Origin of the sequence: Bacillus sp. AFS023182 (assembly GCF_002560575.1) — a bacterium.
In the GTDB taxonomy this organism is placed as follows: Bacteria; Bacillota; Bacilli; order Bacillales; family Bacillaceae_G; genus Bacillus_A; species Bacillus_A arachidis.
The window spans coordinates 35840-52810 of the sequence record NZ_NTRO01000053.1; the positions used below are offsets into that span (position 1 = coordinate 35840).

Annotated in this window: 17 protein-coding genes and 5 pseudogenes; 16 read left to right on the forward strand and 6 right to left on the reverse strand. The window is 33.3% G+C overall.

Annotated elements, in window-relative coordinates:
• The first annotated feature begins 83 nt into the window (after positions 1 to 83).
• On the forward strand, positions 84 to 1289 hold the full coding sequence (locus CN288_RS20685; RefSeq protein WP_026590994.1) for a quaternary amine ABC transporter ATP-binding protein: 1206 nt from the start codon (positions 84 to 86) through the stop codon (positions 1287 to 1289).
• Entirely contained in the window at positions 1282 to 2121 is an 840-nt protein-coding gene (locus CN288_RS20690; RefSeq protein WP_026590993.1) for an ABC transporter permease, read from the forward strand. The genes CN288_RS20685 and CN288_RS20690 overlap by 8 nt, the downstream gene beginning before the upstream one ends.
• 74 nt (positions 2122 to 2195) lie before the next feature.
• Here the strand turns inward: CN288_RS20690 and CN288_RS28950 are convergent.
• Positions 2196 to 2440: pseudogene (locus CN288_RS28950) on the reverse strand (hypothetical protein).
• 228 nt (positions 2441 to 2668) lie between these two features.
• On the opposite strand from CN288_RS28950, the gene CN288_RS20695 reads away from it, so the two are divergent.
• From CN288_RS20695 to CN288_RS29765, 3 genes and pseudogenes are all read left to right on the forward strand, one after another.
• On the forward strand, positions 2669 to 3148 hold the full coding sequence (locus tag CN288_RS20695; RefSeq protein ID WP_026590992.1) for an HIT family protein: 480 nt from the start codon (positions 2669 to 2671) through the stop codon (positions 3146 to 3148).
• Positions 3126 to 3992: a PP2C family serine/threonine-protein phosphatase gene (locus tag CN288_RS20700; RefSeq protein ID WP_026590991.1), complete on the forward strand. Its 867-nt coding sequence runs from the start codon at positions 3126 to 3128 to the stop codon at positions 3990 to 3992. Before CN288_RS20695 ends, CN288_RS20700 begins: the two co-directional genes overlap by 23 nt.
• A pseudogene (locus CN288_RS29765) lies at positions 3989 to 4135 on the forward strand (NUDIX domain-containing protein); the annotation flags it as partial. The gene CN288_RS20700 and the pseudogene CN288_RS29765, both read left to right, overlap by 4 nt.
• A gap of 201 nt (positions 4136 to 4336) precedes the next feature.
• On the opposite strand, the gene CN288_RS20710 reads toward CN288_RS29765, so the two are convergent.
• Entirely contained in the window at positions 4337 to 5179 is an 843-nt protein-coding gene (locus tag CN288_RS20710; protein ID WP_098303020.1) for an oxidoreductase, read from the reverse strand.
• A 266-nt stretch (positions 5180 to 5445) separates the two neighbouring features.
• On the opposite strand from CN288_RS20710, the gene CN288_RS29770 reads away from it, so the two are divergent.
• The 4 genes and pseudogenes from CN288_RS29770 to CN288_RS30090 all read left to right on the forward strand — a co-directional run.
• Positions 5446 to 5679: a hypothetical protein gene (locus tag CN288_RS29770; protein WP_255260027.1), complete on the forward strand. Its 234-nt coding sequence runs from the start codon at positions 5446 to 5448 to the stop codon at positions 5677 to 5679.
• A gap of 27 nt (positions 5680 to 5706) precedes the next feature.
• A complete protein-coding gene (locus tag CN288_RS20720; protein ID WP_081810979.1) occupies positions 5707 to 5871 on the forward strand; it encodes a DUF2197 domain-containing protein in 165 nt (54 codons plus the stop codon).
• 185 nt (positions 5872 to 6056) lie between these two features.
• On the forward strand, positions 6057 to 6605 hold the full coding sequence (locus CN288_RS20725) for a GNAT family N-acetyltransferase (protein ID WP_098303021.1): 549 nt from the start codon (positions 6057 to 6059) through the stop codon (positions 6603 to 6605).
• A 450-nt stretch (positions 6606 to 7055) separates the two neighbouring features.
• Positions 7056 to 7136: pseudogene (locus CN288_RS30090) on the forward strand (helix-turn-helix domain-containing protein); the annotation flags it as partial.
• Positions 7137 to 7290: 154 nt separating this feature from the next.
• Here CN288_RS30090 and CN288_RS20735 read toward each other — a convergent pair.
• Positions 7291 to 7842, reverse strand: coding sequence for a hypothetical protein (locus tag CN288_RS20735; RefSeq protein WP_090689655.1), 552 nt, complete (start codon positions 7840 to 7842; stop codon positions 7291 to 7293).
• Between the two features lie 189 nt (positions 7843 to 8031).
• Here CN288_RS20735 and CN288_RS20745 point away from each other — a divergent pair, with 189 nt between their 5' ends.
• Together CN288_RS20745 and CN288_RS20750 are read left to right on the forward strand one after the other, a co-directional pair.
• The gene (locus CN288_RS20745) at positions 8032 to 8271 is read left to right on the forward strand and encodes a DUF3977 family protein (RefSeq protein ID WP_026590986.1); all 240 of its coding nucleotides are present in this window, start codon (positions 8032 to 8034) and stop codon (positions 8269 to 8271) included.
• A gap of 232 nt (positions 8272 to 8503) precedes the next feature.
• Entirely contained in the window at positions 8504 to 9481 is a 978-nt protein-coding gene (locus CN288_RS20750) for an alpha/beta hydrolase (RefSeq protein ID WP_026590985.1), read from the forward strand.
• A gap of 86 nt (positions 9482 to 9567) precedes the next feature.
• On the opposite strand, the gene CN288_RS20755 is transcribed toward CN288_RS20750, so the two are convergent.
• A complete protein-coding gene (locus tag CN288_RS20755) occupies positions 9568 to 10185 on the reverse strand; it encodes a TetR/AcrR family transcriptional regulator (protein WP_026590984.1) in 618 nt (205 codons plus the stop codon).
• 160 nt (positions 10186 to 10345) lie between these two features.
• Here CN288_RS20755 and kynU point away from each other — a divergent pair, with 160 nt between their 5' ends.
• The 5 genes and pseudogenes from kynU to CN288_RS30095 all read left to right on the forward strand — a co-directional run.
• Complete coding sequence (gene kynU, locus CN288_RS20760; RefSeq protein WP_026590983.1) at positions 10346 to 11632, forward strand: kynureninase; 1287 nt, start codon at positions 10346 to 10348, stop codon at positions 11630 to 11632.
• Positions 11633 to 11635: 3 nt separating this feature from the next.
• Positions 11636 to 12265, forward strand: a complete 630-nt coding sequence (gene kynB, locus CN288_RS20765) for an arylformamidase (protein WP_026590982.1) — start codon at positions 11636 to 11638, stop codon at positions 12263 to 12265.
• A 38-nt stretch (positions 12266 to 12303) separates the two neighbouring features.
• Positions 12304 to 13143 (forward strand): tryptophan 2,3-dioxygenase, encoded by an 840-nt coding sequence (kynA, locus tag CN288_RS20770; RefSeq protein WP_026590981.1) that lies wholly within the window; start codon positions 12304 to 12306, stop codon positions 13141 to 13143.
• Positions 13144 to 13874: 731 nt separating this feature from the next.
• Positions 13875 to 14792: a serine hydrolase domain-containing protein gene (locus CN288_RS20775; RefSeq protein ID WP_098303024.1), complete on the forward strand. Its 918-nt coding sequence runs from the start codon at positions 13875 to 13877 to the stop codon at positions 14790 to 14792.
• 42 nt (positions 14793 to 14834) lie between these two features.
• Positions 14835 to 15023, forward strand: a pseudogene (locus CN288_RS30095) (hypothetical protein); the annotation flags it as partial.
• 245 nt (positions 15024 to 15268) lie between these two features.
• Here the strand turns inward: CN288_RS30095 and CN288_RS20785 are convergent.
• Together CN288_RS20785 and CN288_RS20790 are read right to left on the reverse strand one after the other, a co-directional pair.
• A complete protein-coding gene (locus CN288_RS20785; protein WP_098303025.1) occupies positions 15269 to 15979 on the reverse strand; it encodes an alpha/beta hydrolase in 711 nt (236 codons plus the stop codon).
• A 62-nt stretch (positions 15980 to 16041) separates the two neighbouring features.
• Positions 16042 to 16829, reverse strand: a pseudogene (locus CN288_RS20790) (IS1/IS1595 family N-terminal zinc-binding domain-containing protein).
• Between the last annotated feature and the right edge of the window lie 142 nt (positions 16830 to 16971).

Consider the following 16971-nt stretch of genomic DNA (forward strand, 5'->3'; position numbering starts at 1 on the left):
TTTTAAAAAAATCCTCTTTATGTAATATTTCTGTTTAAAATCGTTACACTATGTGAATAGATAGGCAGAAAAGGAGTCGTTTTATGGAAAATACAAAAGTACGTGTAGAAAACGTAACAAAAGTATTTGGAAAAAATCCTCAAAGAGCAGTCGCCTTATTAAAAGAAGGAAAAAGTAAATCAGAAATATTGAAAGAAACAGGAATGAACGTTGGGGTGAAAAAGGCAACGTTTGAAGTATATACCGGAGAAATTTTTGTCATTATGGGGCTATCTGGGAGCGGAAAATCAACTCTTGTTCGTATGCTCAATCAGCTTATAAGGCCAACAGCAGGGCACATATACATAGACGGGGAAGATATCGCAACAATGGGGAAAGAAGCGCTTAGGAAAGTCAGAAGAACGAAAATGAGTATGGTTTTTCAAAAGTTTGCACTGTTCCCACATCGTACCGTCTTACAAAATGTTGCCTATGGATTAGAAATACAAGGGGTTCCAGTAGAAGAAAGAGAAGCAAAGGCACTAGAATCACTTAAATTAGTAGGATTAGATCATCATAAAAATAGTTATCCAGGGCAACTAAGTGGTGGAATGCAGCAGCGCGTTGGAATTGCCAGAGCTCTTACAAATGATCCAGATGTTCTACTTATGGACGAGTCATTTAGCGCATTAGACCCACTCATTCGAAAAGAGATGCAAGATGAATTGTTAGAGCTGCAAGATAAGATGGAAAAAACGATTATTTTTATTACACATGATTTAGATGAAGCGCTACGAATTGGGGATCGTATCGCATTAATGAAAGACGGAGAAATTGTGCAAATTGGTACTCCAGAAGAAATTATGATAAGCCCAGCCAATGAATTCGTAGAGAAATTCGTTGCTGATGTGAATTTAGGGAAAGTGATTACTGCTGAATCTATTTTGAAAAGACCAGAAACATTACTAATTGACCGCGGACCACGTGTAGCACTACAAATTATGAGAAATGCAGGTGTGTCCACTGTATATGTTGTAAATAAAAAACATGAATTTTTAGGTATTTTAACGGCTGATGATGCCAGTAAAGCTGTTCAAAAACAATGGCCAATCGCAGATTTACTCTTGAAGGATATTCCGCATGTTTATTTAGATACATTATTGGAAGAAACATATGCAAAAATGGCGGAAATGAAGCTGCCGTTACCAGTAATTGATGAAAAGAAAAGGTTAAGAGGCATAATAAAACGGGAAAGTGTCATTCAAGCCCTCGCAGGAAATATTGAAGAAGAGGTGAATGACGGTGAATAGTATTCCGCGTATTCCTTTAGGTGAATGGGTTGATGCATTCGTTGCTAGTTTATATGCGAATTTTGAAGGACTGTTTAGAGGGTTTTCATATGTCATTGGTGGTTTTGTTGATTTACTTACAAATTTCTTAACATTGATTCCAGCATTTTTAATGATTATAATCGTATGTTTTCTCGTTTGGTATACAACAAGGAAAATATCTTTAGTGGTATTTGCGTTAATCGGCTTATTATTTATTCTAAACATTAACTATTGGGGACAAACGATGCAAACATTGGCGCTTGTTCTCACATCAGTCATTATTTCCATTATTGTCGGGATTCCAATAGGTGTGTTAGCATCCCAAAATGAACGGTTTTCAAAAATATTAAAACCAACATTAGACTTTATGCAAACAATGCCGGCGTTCGTATACTTGATTCCAGCGATTACATTTTTCGGAGTAGGCGTTGTTCCTGGTATTATCGCTTCTGTTATTTTTGCAATGCCACCGACAATTCGTTTTACGGATTTAGGAATTAGACAAGTACCAGAAGATTTAATTGAAGCTGCAAATGCATTTGGTTCAACTACATCGCAAAAGTTATTTAAAGTTCAGTTACCTCTCGCAACGGGAACTATAATGGCTGGTGTAAACCAAAGTATCATGCTGTCCTTATCAATGGTTGTTACAGCTTCACTTGTAGGAGCACCGGGGCTTGGTGTAGATGTATATCGTTCTGTAACGCAAGTTAACATTGGAATGGGGTTTGAAGCTGGACTAGCTATTGTAGTCATTGCGATTGTATTAGATCGGATTACGCAAGGGTTTCACCGGAAAAGAAAAGGTTAAATAAAAACACGCATCATAATGGATCTTCTCATATACGATGCGTGCTTTTTATTGTGATGAAAGATCGGAAAAGATTACATACGAACAATTACCGAACCTCCACCCGGGGCACAAACTTGATTTTGTTGTTGTTCCATCGATTTGATTAATTGGTTGTTTTTTTCATTAACGCGATTAATTTTGCTAATTGATTTTCAAGATTCGTCATTTGCTGCTTCATATAATAAGAATCGTTAGGAAGCGGTGGTGTAGTTCGTACAGCTTGGTTTTGATGGGGGATAGGTAGGTGATTGAAATGTGAATTCATATAGGGGTGCATGGGATTTCTTCCTCCTTCAGTAAAAGATGGCTTTCTATAGTAAATGCCTATATACGTGTAAAGGTGACTTGTGAAAAATAAGGTAATAAGTGCGAAATACGAGATCATTTTGATTTTCATTTCTGTAAATGAATAACCAAAAAAAATCTGATATTTAGGAAAAATCTAACTTGTATTCCGTTTTTATGATATTATAAAATATAAATTTAAGGAATGTGAGGGATGCATATGTCTATTCAAAACTTCTCTGAAGAAAGCTGTTTCATTTGTCAAAAACATAACGGAAATATTCAAGTACCTGGTGGGACAATTTATGAAGATAACCTTGTATATGTAGGACATGTCTATTGGGAAGAGGACAAGACGTATCTCGGATATGTAATGATTGATATAAAAAGACATACGCCAGGATTAGCTGAATTAACAGAAGAAGAAGCGAAAGCTTTTGGTTTAATTACGAGCAGAGTAAGCCGTGCATTAAAAGAATGCGAGGGTGCAGAACATATTTATGCTTTCGTTTCTGGTAATGGAGTAAATCATATGCACATGCATATAATTCCACGTTATCCAAATACACCAAAGGAATTTTGGTCACCAACTAAGGTAGCAAATTGGGAAGGTGCACCATATGGACAAGAAGAACAAATACAAAAACTATGTGAAAGAATACGAACATATATGGTGAATGAGTATGCATACAACAAATAATACACAATATTCATGGGTTGGTAGTGACGAAATGTATTTAGGGGAAATTTCAGTTCAGCAACATGGTGAGATAGTGCTTGGCAGATATGGTGGGAATAAGAGTGCAGGCGCAAAGAAGAATGAAGACGGTGCTTTCGTTTGGTCAAATGGAAACTGGGAATTTGCGATGATATTAGATGGTCACAATAGTGCAGAAAGTGTTGCTTTAGTAGTACATACAATAAAAAATGAATATGAAAATATAAAAGCTTTATTAGAAAAGCCTGTTGAAACGGTATTTCGATCTGTTGAAAATCATTTACTCGCACTTTTTCAATCAAATTCATTTAAACAGTCGTGCCAGCAAGTAAAAGGTGAAACAGCTTGCTTAATATGTGTAAGAAAAGAAAATTATATTTGGTGGTTTTCTATAGGAGACTGCCTCGTTTATGTATTTCATGAAGAATTACATAAGTTAGGACAATATATGCTGAACCAACGTCATTTTTATGAATGGATTGGGCATGTGAATACATTTTCTTTACCAGTCCCGTGTTATTCTTCTGGTATTCGAGAACTACGTACAGGAAGAAATAGAATCATAATGGTAACAGATGGTGTACTAGAATGCGGAGAACGCCGTTATGAAAATCCATTTTATTTGTATAAAGATATGTATGAAAATAAACCAGAATTAACAAAATGTGTTCAAGATGTCTTAGAACATGTTCATCATCAACTTGGACGAGATAGTGCCACGATAATGAGTTGGGATTATGATAATCGTGTGTATGCTACTTATCCGAGCGATCAACCGGAGAAAATCCGATCTGTAAATTCAGTACAACAGAGAGAGGAAAAATGAAAAGGCTGTTATTACGTTCAGAAGCGATTATTATGAATGGAGATCATTCTAAAGTTCTTGTTTAGTGTGACAAGCAAGAAACATTTTATCGCTTTCCGGGTGGATCGATTGAATTCAGTGAAACAGCATGTGAAGTGATTATAGTAAATTACAGGGAAGTGGAGAATGGATGTCTCTCACTAAAGTGATTGTGTTGACTCTACTTGTATTCTTGTTTTGTTTAATTATTACATTATTTCATGATATATGTATTCCAACCTGTTGGTTAAAAGAGTAAAATAATAAGAGTCGTTATCACAATTTCAATGTGTATAACGACTCTTATTTATTAGTAGTCCTCTGCATTACATCTTCTTAAGACTTCTCAAAACAAGAAACTCCCACACTCTCCACGGAAGAAATTTTTTCGCAACCATCATCAATTTTACACCTTTTCCAATTGGATATCGTAATGTTGCCGTTTTTGTTTCAGCAATTGCTACAATCTTTTGAGCAACATCTATCGGATCGCCAAATGTTTCACTGCTACTATTCATATGATTCTGTATTTTATCCATATATTCTTTATAGGGAGAGGTTGTTTCTACATAATTTTCTGCAAGTTCTTTACCAACTTCCCATATGTTTGTGTTATAGGAACCGGGTTCGATTAATGAAACATCTATTCCATACGGTTTTACCTCTAGGCGCAGGGATTCACTCCAACCTTCTAATGCATATTTGGAGGAAACGTAAGGAGATAAACCAGGAAAACCAACTTGGCCACTAATACTACTTACATTAATAATTTTTCCACTTTTTTGTTTTCGCATATACGGTAATACAATTTGAGATATTGATATTGCTCCAAACACATTCGTTTCAAATTGTTTGCGATATTCTTCTATTGGAATTTCCTCTATAAATCCACTGCTCGCATATCCCGCGTTATTAACGAGAAGATCTACTTGATTTAATTCTTTTAAAAACAATTGAAATGCCTGTATAGATTTTTGATCTGTAACATCTAATTGATGAATTTTGATATTTTGTTTTAAATGTAATGCAGTAGCTTGAGATAATAATTCTGCTCGTTTATCAAGGTTACGCATTGTAGCGATGACGAAATAGTCTTTCTTTGCAAGTTCAAGGGTAGTTAAAAGGCCAAATCCACTGGATGCACCTGTAATAATCGCGATTTTACTCATTTTTCGCTCACTTTCTTTTTTCTTACATCATAACGATTTACGTGTAGAAAATCTATCATTCTCTTACATCACATCGTCAAGCATAGATATTGTTTCTTTACATACATTTGTTATTGATTACTATATAGCTTGCCAGTCCTTTATTTGTCCGCAAATTGAAACTCAAATGTCCCCAAAAAGAATGCTTCAAAGATATATTGAATCCAATCTGAAATTTATAGATGAAAATTGAAAACATATATTCGCTGTTATAGAAATTGTTTCGAATGAAAGAACAGATGAAGGGAAACTTCGGTTTGCAGCAGACCATACTAAAACTATTTTTCTTCCTATTGGAAATATTCTACGTTTGGGCATGCAGAAGGAGGGTTTCGAGAGTTTTTCACATCGTCCTTAAGGGTGATGGCGTTAGCCTAGAGCTAATGAGAAATTCCGATCTTAACGTTAAAGATTACACGAAAGAACTTATCAAGATCTTTGAGCGGGCAATTCAAAAGTAACGTATTACCTTAAGGAGGGGGAAGGACATGATATTTTATGAGGTTATTTGTTTTTGTTGTAAAAATGTATTTCGGGTATATGAAGGAACTGAAAAATATAAGAAATTCAAGGAAGACCAGAAAGGTAAATATTGCTGTGACGAATGTAATCATAAAATACAGCTTGAAGCAATAAAACATTTTTTTAGATAGTGATAATAGCTACTTATTCTTAACTGATGGAACCTATGATAAACTGAGATTATCAAGATTTACCATTTAGGACAATATCTTATCGAACAAATTGGTGGGGGGTATTTAGCTAGAATTGCAGTAAATTATTAAGGGCTTTAGCTGTTTTATTTTTCTAAATCAACTTAATGTAAAAGGGGTATATTATGATTATTAGCAAACAAGAGTTTGACGTAAATGGGATAATGTATACTATTAGATCTGCAATGGATAAAGATGCAAAAGACTTATCAGAGTTAAGATTACAGATTGATGGAGAGACTGAAAATTTGGATAGAGAAAAAGGAGAGGGATTCATAGATACAAAGGGGTTTGAAGAGATTATACAAACAGACACTGAAAGTCCAAGAAACCTATTTTTAGTTGCTGTAGTGAATAACAGGATTGTTGGTTTTTCAAGGTGTGAGGGAGTGAATTTAAAGCGATTCTCGCATAAGGTAGAATTTGGAGTATGTGTATTAAAAGAGTTTTGGGGATATGGTATCGGTAAAAACCTTTTAAAAGAATCTATCTCTTGGGCTGACAGCAACGGGATCAAAAAGATTGCTTTGAATGTTTTAGAAACAAACGGTAAAGCAATTAAATTGTATGAAAAACTTGGTTTTGAAATAGAAGGAATATTAAAAAATGATAAAAGGCTTGCTGATGGTAAATACTATAATACTATTATTATGGGAAGATTTAATGGAGAATAGCTTATGGAATTACATATAGACGTTTCTAAGCGAGTAAAATAAAGTAGAAACATAGGCGAAAAGGAGTGAGAATCTTGCAACTAGGAACAAAATTATGCATTAGTATCGTGTCCACTGTTTTGTTCATTATAGCAAGCACAATATTTTTTCTAAATAATCATCCGATGAAATGGTTATGGATTTTTATTGCAGTGAGTTCTATTGCGCAAAATGTAGTGATATATAGAAAATACAAAAGTATTCATTAAAATATTGGAATTGTTAACATGTTTGTGTCATCTTCCTGATTTTATTGGAAACGTTTTTATGGGGTTTTATAATAAAATTATATTTCCTCGCACGAGCTCCTAAAAATGAATCTCCAACAATGAAGAAAAGGGAGATGATTTATTACAGTACGGATTTAGAGGCCAGATGGAGGTACCTAGATATAATTAGGATGGATGCTAGGGAAATGTATCACCTGTGGCAAAGTTATTAGATGTTCCGTCTAGTACGTTTTATAAACGAATGCAACGGTTCCAATTGTAAAGAAGTAGATGTCGGTAAATCTACTTCTTTTGTATGTAGATGCATGTTCTGTCGGAATATGCGCTTACCGGGGAAATAGTAGAATGAAATGATTTCTATAGAGAGGGGAAATCTTTTAAGTTGGTCAACGCGATAAAGTCTACTACTTTACGGTTTAATGATAGTTTTCTTTAAGAAACTTTGAAATCATATGGTATTCATTCCATACTCGTTTCCTACCGATATCTGTTAAGTACCATGTTTCTTTCGTAAGATTTCTATGATCTTGTAAAGGAAGAACATCGATAGTCATGTCATTTGTAGCAAACGCGGTCGCTATAAGCAAGAATCTTTTCATAAAAAAAGTTTTTCCCGCTAATAAAATATTTTTGTTTTCGGTTGTTTTTGATAGAAGAAGCATTGCGTTTTTTATAACATCATTAGCAGTATTAGCTTCTCCTGTTATTGGAATAACGAGTTCTTCAGGAATTCCTGATTGAACTAGGACTTCTTTATGAAAAGTAAACTCATTTGCATTTAAAAATGTATTATGTACACTGGGAATCATAATGGTTTTAAAGCTTTCCTCATGAAATAATGTGATAATTTGTTCATTTAATTCAGTGTAATGACCAGGATGATAGAGAACAGCATCTGGATTAGGAAATTTATATTGTCTTTCTATAAAAATCATTTCACTTAATAGAGTAGTAAATTGGTTATTCATAATATACATACCTTTCTTAAGAAATATTTATATACCTTTGAGTTATTCGGTGCCATAAATATTTTTCCTTTAGCTCACATAAATAAAGAAAAAATAAAGGAGAATCTGTCAAAACGTGCGCTTACCAGGGAAATAGTAGAAGTGTTTATAATGAAATTTCCTAGAAGTAATGCGAAAGGAGCGTTATAAATGAAGTATATAGAGGTTGGAATCGGAAATAGATGGTTTATTCGAACAGAAATAGAACGAGAAGATGGGACTGAATTTGAGCAAAAAGGAGTTGTGAAACCTATTTGTTTTGAATCATGCTATTTACGAGTTTGGTTTCGAAAAAATTGTTTTATATTAGACTCAAAAGAAGGATTTAAGAAATCAAAAAAGAAGCGGGATGAATATAAGTTTATTTTGGGAATTGTGAGTAGGATATAATAAAAAAGATGTCTAATTGAAGTTTTTTTTTGAAATAGGAGGTTAAGATGCAAATAATTCATAGAATCCTTGTAAATTAAGGGTTCTTTTTTAATAGATAGGGAATATTACAAGCTTCCATACTTTAAAATAAATGAAATACCACAGTTAGCTTTGTTATATCTTAAAAAATATCTTATGATTATAATTGAATTTAAAAATAACTAAGATTTACAATTTAGGGAGAATTAATATGATTATATGGAAAATGATAGAACAATTTGCTTTATATGATTTACACAAGAAAAAAAGTAAGGATTTACAATTTGATCGAAATTTTCCTAAACTAGAAGGTGAAAAGAGGATAGAGGAGTTTTATAAATTATATCCAGCTGCTATTGCCTTTAATTCGCATGAATTACAGTACGGAAGATATGAAATAGGGGAATTTAAATATGAAAGTGCTATTCAATCTGACCATTTAAATAATGATATTGTAAAGGGAGAGGCCTATTTAAATACAAATAAAGAAGTTCCTAATGTTATTTTTGTTCATGGTTGGCGAATGGAATCAAATGACCGAGTTAAAAATATTTTTCATAAACGAATTATGGATTTAGGATGGAATATGTATTATTTTACACTTCCATATCACTTTGAAAGAAAACCCGAGGAATCTCTATACAGTGGCGAATATATGATTAGCGCAAATATTCAACGAACCATTCAATCGGTCCAACAAGCTGTAGTTGATTTAAGAGCATTAATCGACTGGATAAAAAGGAATAAGAAAGGACAAATAGTATTAATAGGTATTAGTTTAGGTGGGTTTATAACAAATTTAACGGCTCTTGTTGAGAGTAACATTGATGTATTAGCTTCTATACTCTATGCTAACCAATTGTCCTATTCAATATGGAATACAAGTCCTGGGAAATTCATTAAAGCTGATTTACAACATCATGGTGTCACATACGAACAATTAATCCAATATTGGAAGGTTACGGAGCCTAGTCAAGCGCTACCAAAGGTGAATAAAGAAAACATTCTATTACTATCAGCAAAATATGATCAATATGTACATTTTCAGGATACTGAGTATTTATGGACTTCTTGGGATAAGCCAACTAGATATATTTATAATTCTGGTCACGCAGGAATTGTACTTAATCGTAATAAAATTGCTACTGATACACTGGGATTTATTTGTAGTCGAATAATGAGAAAGTAGTGTGATCGTATTTGTAACATTAAGATGGATAATGATTCATTCATTATAAACAAAAAAATGCGCGCTTACTCTTAATATGAGAAAAATTAAGATTTCTTATATAGTCCTGAGGTATACATCTCTGTTAGTGTAAATACAATTTCCTCTACATCTATTTCCTTCTCATTTCGAACAATTTCCCATAGAAACATTTCGTTCATAGAGAACCAACCACGTGCTACTATTGCTTTATTTAATTCATTTCGTGCCAATCCATTTTCCTGAGAATAGGTGATATCTTGCATAATTCGATTTATAAAACGTTCTTGAATATCATTCCACTTTCGTTGAATTTCTTTTGACGCACCGATAGCCTCTTCAACGACTTGTAATATATTTCTTTCTTCTTCAGTTATTTGTAAAAAAGCTCGCGTTTGATTTTGTATCATACTGTGAGCTTCTTTTTTTGTTTTAGGCGAAAAGGAACGTTCGGCAATTTGATAAAAGCGGTTCATAATATCTTCCATAAGGATAATAAGGAGCTCATCTTTATTTTTAAAATATACATATGCCGTACCATAACCAGTTTCAGCATGTTTAATAATTTGAGAGATTGTTGTTTTGTGAAATCCGTTTTCTAAAAAAACATTGCGGGCAGATTTTAATAATTTATTTCTCGTTTCTATAGATCGCTGTTGTCTTGTTGAAAGAAGACCTTTTTCCAAACTGGACACTCCTTTATACTGAAATATCTGAAAATATATTTTTATTCTAGTTGAATCGAGTACAAAAAGTCAACTGACATAATATCATTGACGTTATGTCAATTTTGATGTTATATTTCAATTAGTTGGAATAAAAAGAAAATTAAGAGAAGGTGAAAGAATGTATCGAGAGCCATTTGAACCATCTTGCGACTATGCGATTGAATGTGATAAATATGATGAACTTGCTAATTTTCAAAAAGAATTTTATAAGAAAGTAGATACAATATATTTAGATGGTAATTCATTAGGATTACTTTCAAAAAGAGCGGAAAAATCTTTACTTACTATGCTAGATTCATGGAAAGAGTATGGTATTGATGGGTGGACAGAAGGAGAACATCCTTGGTTTTTTCTCTCTGAACAATTAGGTGAATTAACTGCTCCTCTTGTTGGTGCTTTACCTGAAGAGGTAATTGTAACCGGTTCCACGACAACGAATATTCATCAAGTCATTGCGACGTTTTATGAACCGAAAGGAATTCGCACAAAAATTCTTGCAGATGAATTGACATTCCCATCAGATATTTATGCGTTGCAAAGCCAAATCCGTTTAAAAGGATTAAATCCAGATGAACATCTTGTACGAGTGAAGAGCAGGGATGGTAGGATGCTTCAAGAGGAAGATATTATTGAGGCGATGACTGATGATATTGCGTTAATTTTATTGCCTGCAGTGCTATATCGAAGTGGGCAAATTCTTGATATGAAGCGATTAACAGCTGAAGCGCACAAACGTGGTATCCATATTGGTTTTGATTTATGCCATTCCATCGGTTCAATCCCGCATGACTTTAAGGGATGGGATGTTGATTTCGCAGTATGGTGTAATTATAAATATTTAAACGCAGGGCCTGGTGGTGTTGCTGGATTATATGTAAACAAGAAACATTTTGATCGTCTTCCTGGGCTTTCTGGCTGGTTTAGTTCGAGAAAAGATAAGCAATTCGATATGGAACATACATTAATGGCAGCTGAACACGCCGGGGCATATCAAATTGGTACACCTCATGTGTTAAGTACAGCGCCGCTAATTGGTTCTCTTGAGATTTTCAAAGAAGCTGGCATTGAAAGATTACGAGAAAAATCATTACACATTACTCGTTATATGCTAGATTTAATCAACTATGAACTGAATGGGCTTGGATTCACAATTGGAAATCCATTAGAGGACGAGAAACGCGGGGGACATATTTATTTAGAGCATCCCGAAGCTACGCGTATATGTAAAGCATTAAAAGCAAATGGAGTTATTCCTGATTTCCGTGCACCAAATGGAGTTCGCCTTGCGCCGGTTGCTTTATATAACACGTATGAAGAAGTGTGGAAGTCTGTGCAAATTTTGAAGAAAATCATGAAAGATGAAGAATATAAAAAATTTGAAAATAAGCGAGAGGTTGTGGCATAAGCGATGAAAGAATCTGATTGGATTGATATTTCACAACCATTAAATAATGATATCGCGACATGGCCAGGAGATACGCCATTTTCATACGAAGTCTCATGGTCAAAAGAACAAAGCGGATCTGTTAATGTTGGAAAATTAACGATGAGTATTCATACAGGTACGCATATTGATGCGCCATTTCATTTTGATAATAACGGAAAAAGAGTACTAGATTTAGATGTTAACGTCTATGTTGGTAAAGCTCGAATTATAGATGTATCAGGTATCGAAAGTATTGGCGCAAAAGAATTAAAAAAATTCCCTTTAGATGGAATAGAGAGGTTATTACTTCGGACTTCTTCACATGGAAATGCACAGGAGTTCCCGCAAGTAATTCCGTATTTACGTGCTGATATTGCACCATTTCTTTCGAAAAAAGGCATTCGATTAATCGGGGTAGATGTACCTTCTGTGGACCCATTAGATGATAAAGAATTAGCAACCCATCATCAATTATTTAAACACGGTATTCATATCTTAGAAAATGTTGTATTAGACCATGTACAAGACGGAGATTATGAACTGATTGCCTTGCCACTTGCATTGACAGATGCGGATGGTAGTCCGGTTCGTGCAGTTTTAAGACCACTATAAGAGCAAGCAGATGATGCATAGAAGGGGTGTTCATTTTTATGAAAGAAAATGAAAAAGTAATTATGGAAAAGGGAATTCATACGGATTTTAAAGAAAATATGACATACGGAGAGTATTTACAATTAGATAGTTTGTTAGGAAGTCAAAAAAGATTATCTGATCACCATGATGAAATGTTGTTTATTATTATTCACCAGGCAAGTGAACTGTGGATGAAACTCATTTTACATGAACTTAACGCAGCGATTGAATCGATTCAAAATGAAAGGTTAGCACCGGCATTTAAAATGCTTGCACGCGTTTCAAAAATTCAATCGCAAATTATTCAATCTTGGGATATTCTTGCAACGCTTACGCCATCTGAATATATTGAGTTTCGTGATTCACTCGGTCAAGCATCGGGATTTCAGTCCTATCAATACCGTATGATTGAATATGCACTTGGTTATAAAACGCCTCATGCATTAAAAATTTATGAAAAAGATCCAGAGTTACATGCTCGTTTGCATAAAGCGCTTCATTCAGCAAGTCTTTACGATGTTGCAATTCAGGCGCTTGTAAAAGAGGGATTCCCAATCAATCCAAATGTTTTAAATCGTGATATTACACAGCCTTATGAAGAAGATGCGACAGTTGAAGCTGCATGGTTAGAAGTGTATGCAGATGTAAAAAAATATTGGGATTTATATCAACTGGCTGAAAAGTTAATCGACATTGAAGATTGGTTACAGCAGTGGCGATTCCGCCATATGAAAACAGTAGAACGTATTATTGGACATAAAATGGGAACAGGTGGATCATCTGGTGTTTCTTATTTAAAACGTGTTCTTGATCAACGCTTTTTCCCAGAGCTTTGGAATGTGAGAACGAAATTGTAAAAAAGTAGCAAAAAGATGATCGAAAGAACATAACCATTAAGTTAACAAAAATGAGCCCGATACTGAAAGCATCGGGCTTATTTTTGTTAGATATAGAATACAAGCTTTTACATTTGGTATACTCAAATAAGACTTTAATTTATGTGATTTTTTAAGAGTTGTATGGAAGGGAATTTTGATATTTTTGAGTGATATCAAATGGTAACTATTTGGTATACAGGTGTATTTTTAACCATTTTATGATAGGTCTTGAAAAATCTTACAAAAATAAAAATCATATTTCTACATGATGTAAACAATAAGTTGTATATATTTGGAAAATAAGTATATGTGATACACGTTGCAATTAATTCATGCTATAATCTGTTACACATCTCACAATTAAAGGAGTATTCTATGAATAATTTCCCTAAAAGTTTATTGGTTTTATTTCTAATCGTAATATGTAGTTGTATTCTTTTAGGTATGTAAACATAGAAAAAAGGAAGTAAATTTTAATCATTTACTTCCTTTTTTCTGTAGGGAAACTATCGTGTTCATAAGCTGTTTAGTACATCAAAAGATACTATAGCATTCATCTTTTTTATTACATCCCTAGAGCAAAGCAATTAGTAACGTTAAATTAATCAACAAAAAAATTAAAAAATACCATTAAAGAAAAAAAGGTTCACTATTTCACAGTAGAATAGTAAAGACTATTAGAAGAAAGCAAGTGTTTGGAGGAACGAATATTGGATTTTTACATGCTAGAAAATATGTTTAAAAGTAAGAAAGTAAATACATTTCTCGTTTATCAACAAGGTGAGTTAACAACCAAATATTATAAAACAAAAGAATGTGCAAACAATTTATATAAAATTAATTCTATTACTAAAAGTATCGTGTCGATTTTAATCGGTATAGCAATAGATAAAGGATACATAAGTGATATACATACTTCTATAGCAAAGTGGATTCCACATGTACCGAAAGAAAAGAAGGGATTAACCATTTATCACTTGCTGACAATGACAACTGGTGAAGAATGGAAGGAGTTTGGTAATGGAGTTGTATTTCCAAACGATTTTGTGGAATCAGACAATTGGATAAAATACATTTTACAGAAACCATTAATAGAAGAGATAGGAACGAAAATGAATTATAATTCAGGTTCTTCCCATTTGTTAAGCTATATCCTACAAGTTGCAACTGGAAAGACAACGGAGCTGTTTGCAAAGGAATATCTATTTAATCCTTTACAAATTACCGAATATGAGTGGCAACAAGATCCACAAAATATTTATGTTGGTGGATTTGGTGTGAAAATGAAAGGGGAGGATTTGTTAAAAATAGGATTATTATGTCTACAGAATGGATTTTGGAGCGGAGAAAAGATTGTATCCTCAAGTTGGATTGAACAATCGAGTAAGCCGCGTTTTTTAACATACGAGCATGTTGGGGCATATGGCTATCACTGGTGGATATTAGACAATGAAAGATTTCACATACCGTATTATATATTTTTTGCAATGGGATATGGTGGGCAATATATTATCATTGTTCCGCAGTTAGAACTTGTGGCAGTAATAAGTAGTCAAATGCCAAAGCGCGGATTAGTACCACTTAAATTATTTATCGAGTATTTAGAAGAGATACATAAACATACATAAATTTTAGATTGGGCTTTAAATCCCATACCCATCAAGTTAATGGTGAGTTTGAAATTTATGGCTCAAATCTTCGGTCTTTCTCATTTAGTTGGTGCTGTAATACTGTTTGTTTTATATATAACTAACAAGAATTCTATGATACGAGTAGAATACGTACTAGGCTATGTAATGGTAGTTGTTTTCTTTACTATGATGTTTGGCTTGAGAATCGTAAAGAGATTTGATCAGTAATTGGGGTACAGCCGAGATACGTGTAAAAATAGGTCATAGACTTACTTTTATTTCTAATTTCATTTGAAATCGGATTTTTTGTTTTTTATAAAAAGGAGTAAAATGGTGAAGGTTAAAGAGAATAGAAAATTTAGGCGATCTTTTAAAACAATGTTGAAATTATATAACTTTTAAGGGAAGACATTTTGACTTCCCTTAATTCGCTTTTAAAGAAGATTATACATCAATCATTTTTTATTTTATTATCATTTAACGTATATATGACTTTTCAGCCATTGTCTGAAATACTGCAACTGTTCCTCAGTATGGAAATAGTGTTCTCCATTCTCCATTACTTGCAAATTACAGTTAAAACGTTTATTAAATTCAGATACAACGTCAAACTCACATAAGTTATCTTCTGAACCATAGAGAATTGAAGTTGGATTATTCCAAGCAACAATAGGATGTTCTTTCACATAACAGTAGTAATCCCAATAGAGAGTTTGTCCAATAGGTGTAGAAATTTCTTTCTCTATTTTTAGTCTACTCTCACTTACGTTAAACCATGTCATCATATTATTTATGATACGTTCCATATTTACCACAGGAGAGAGAAACAAGCACTGCTTCAACGGCTCATGACTATATTCTAATAGACTAAAATACGCTCCCATGCTACAAGCAAAAATGCTTATATTATTTGATAACGATTTTGCATAGGTCATAATTGTATTAAGGTCTTGGACACAGTTTTGAACTTTGTAAAGATAGGTATCATCCTTACGGTCACCATGTTGAGGTAAATCAAAACTAAGCACTTGATAACCTACTGCTGTTGCTTCTTCTGCAAATACAATAATTGAGTTATCTGCCTTGTTTGACATGTTACCATGCACCACCACAAATAACTTATCTGATTTGTCACCCCACAAAACCGCTGGAATATTTTCTATTTTAAAATTATTTTTCATCATTACAATTTATCCTCCATGAAATACAAATAATTCGTCATTCCTAATATTACAAATGTATATACCTAAATAAATATTGGCTCTCTTTCTTTAAAATCTGTTATTCTTGTATAAGCATGGGCTACATTGCATTGAACCATAAAGTTCTTGATTTTAACAACTTCTTTGTCAGTTTCAAATAATTGTAGCCATTTAAACCAATACAAATAGTTGCTGATATATTTAGTTGCAACACCATTAAACTTATTCATCCACTTTTTTAATTTGCTGTGTACAGCATTAATGTGTTGAATATGGTAAATTCCTTCTTTATGTTTTCCTCTTTTATGAGATTTTCTCGGCGTTTTAGAAGGTTTTGTACCTTTGAAACTCTCTGCAAAGAATACTTCATCAGCCTCAATTACACCCTCAACAGAGCCTACACCCAAAAATGACCTTATACAATCAAGTATTTTGTGTCTCCAAAAGAAACTTGTTGCAATATTAATCTCTACAATTGTAGCACTCTTTCTAATGGAAAAACCTGCAATCATACATTTAGCGTATTTAAGCCAATTATCTAATGTTTTCTTGCTTTTGTAAGTGGCAGAGTTTGTGAAGTCAGTAAAATTCTTATTACAGGATTTACAAATATATCGTTGCTTCCCTTTATACTTGCCGTTTCTTGATACAGTTTCAGCATTTGTGGGCAGATTTTTCCCTTGGCAAATCTAAATCCCTTGACTTCTTGTGTTACTTGACCTACTTGTGTACCTAATACAAGTAGGTCTTCTAAATAGGAAAGTAACTGTTCTTGTTGAGATACTGATAGTTTTTGAATATCTGAAATCAAAGAATTAACACTTGTCGTAATAATACCTCCAAACCTGTATGTATATGGCTTAATTATAGTATATCTACTATTAATATATTAATTTTCAACATCTATTTAAAACATAGCCAAAATTTAAAAAATACTGCCTTCTTTCAGGAGACAGTACTTTTTTCCTGACTTA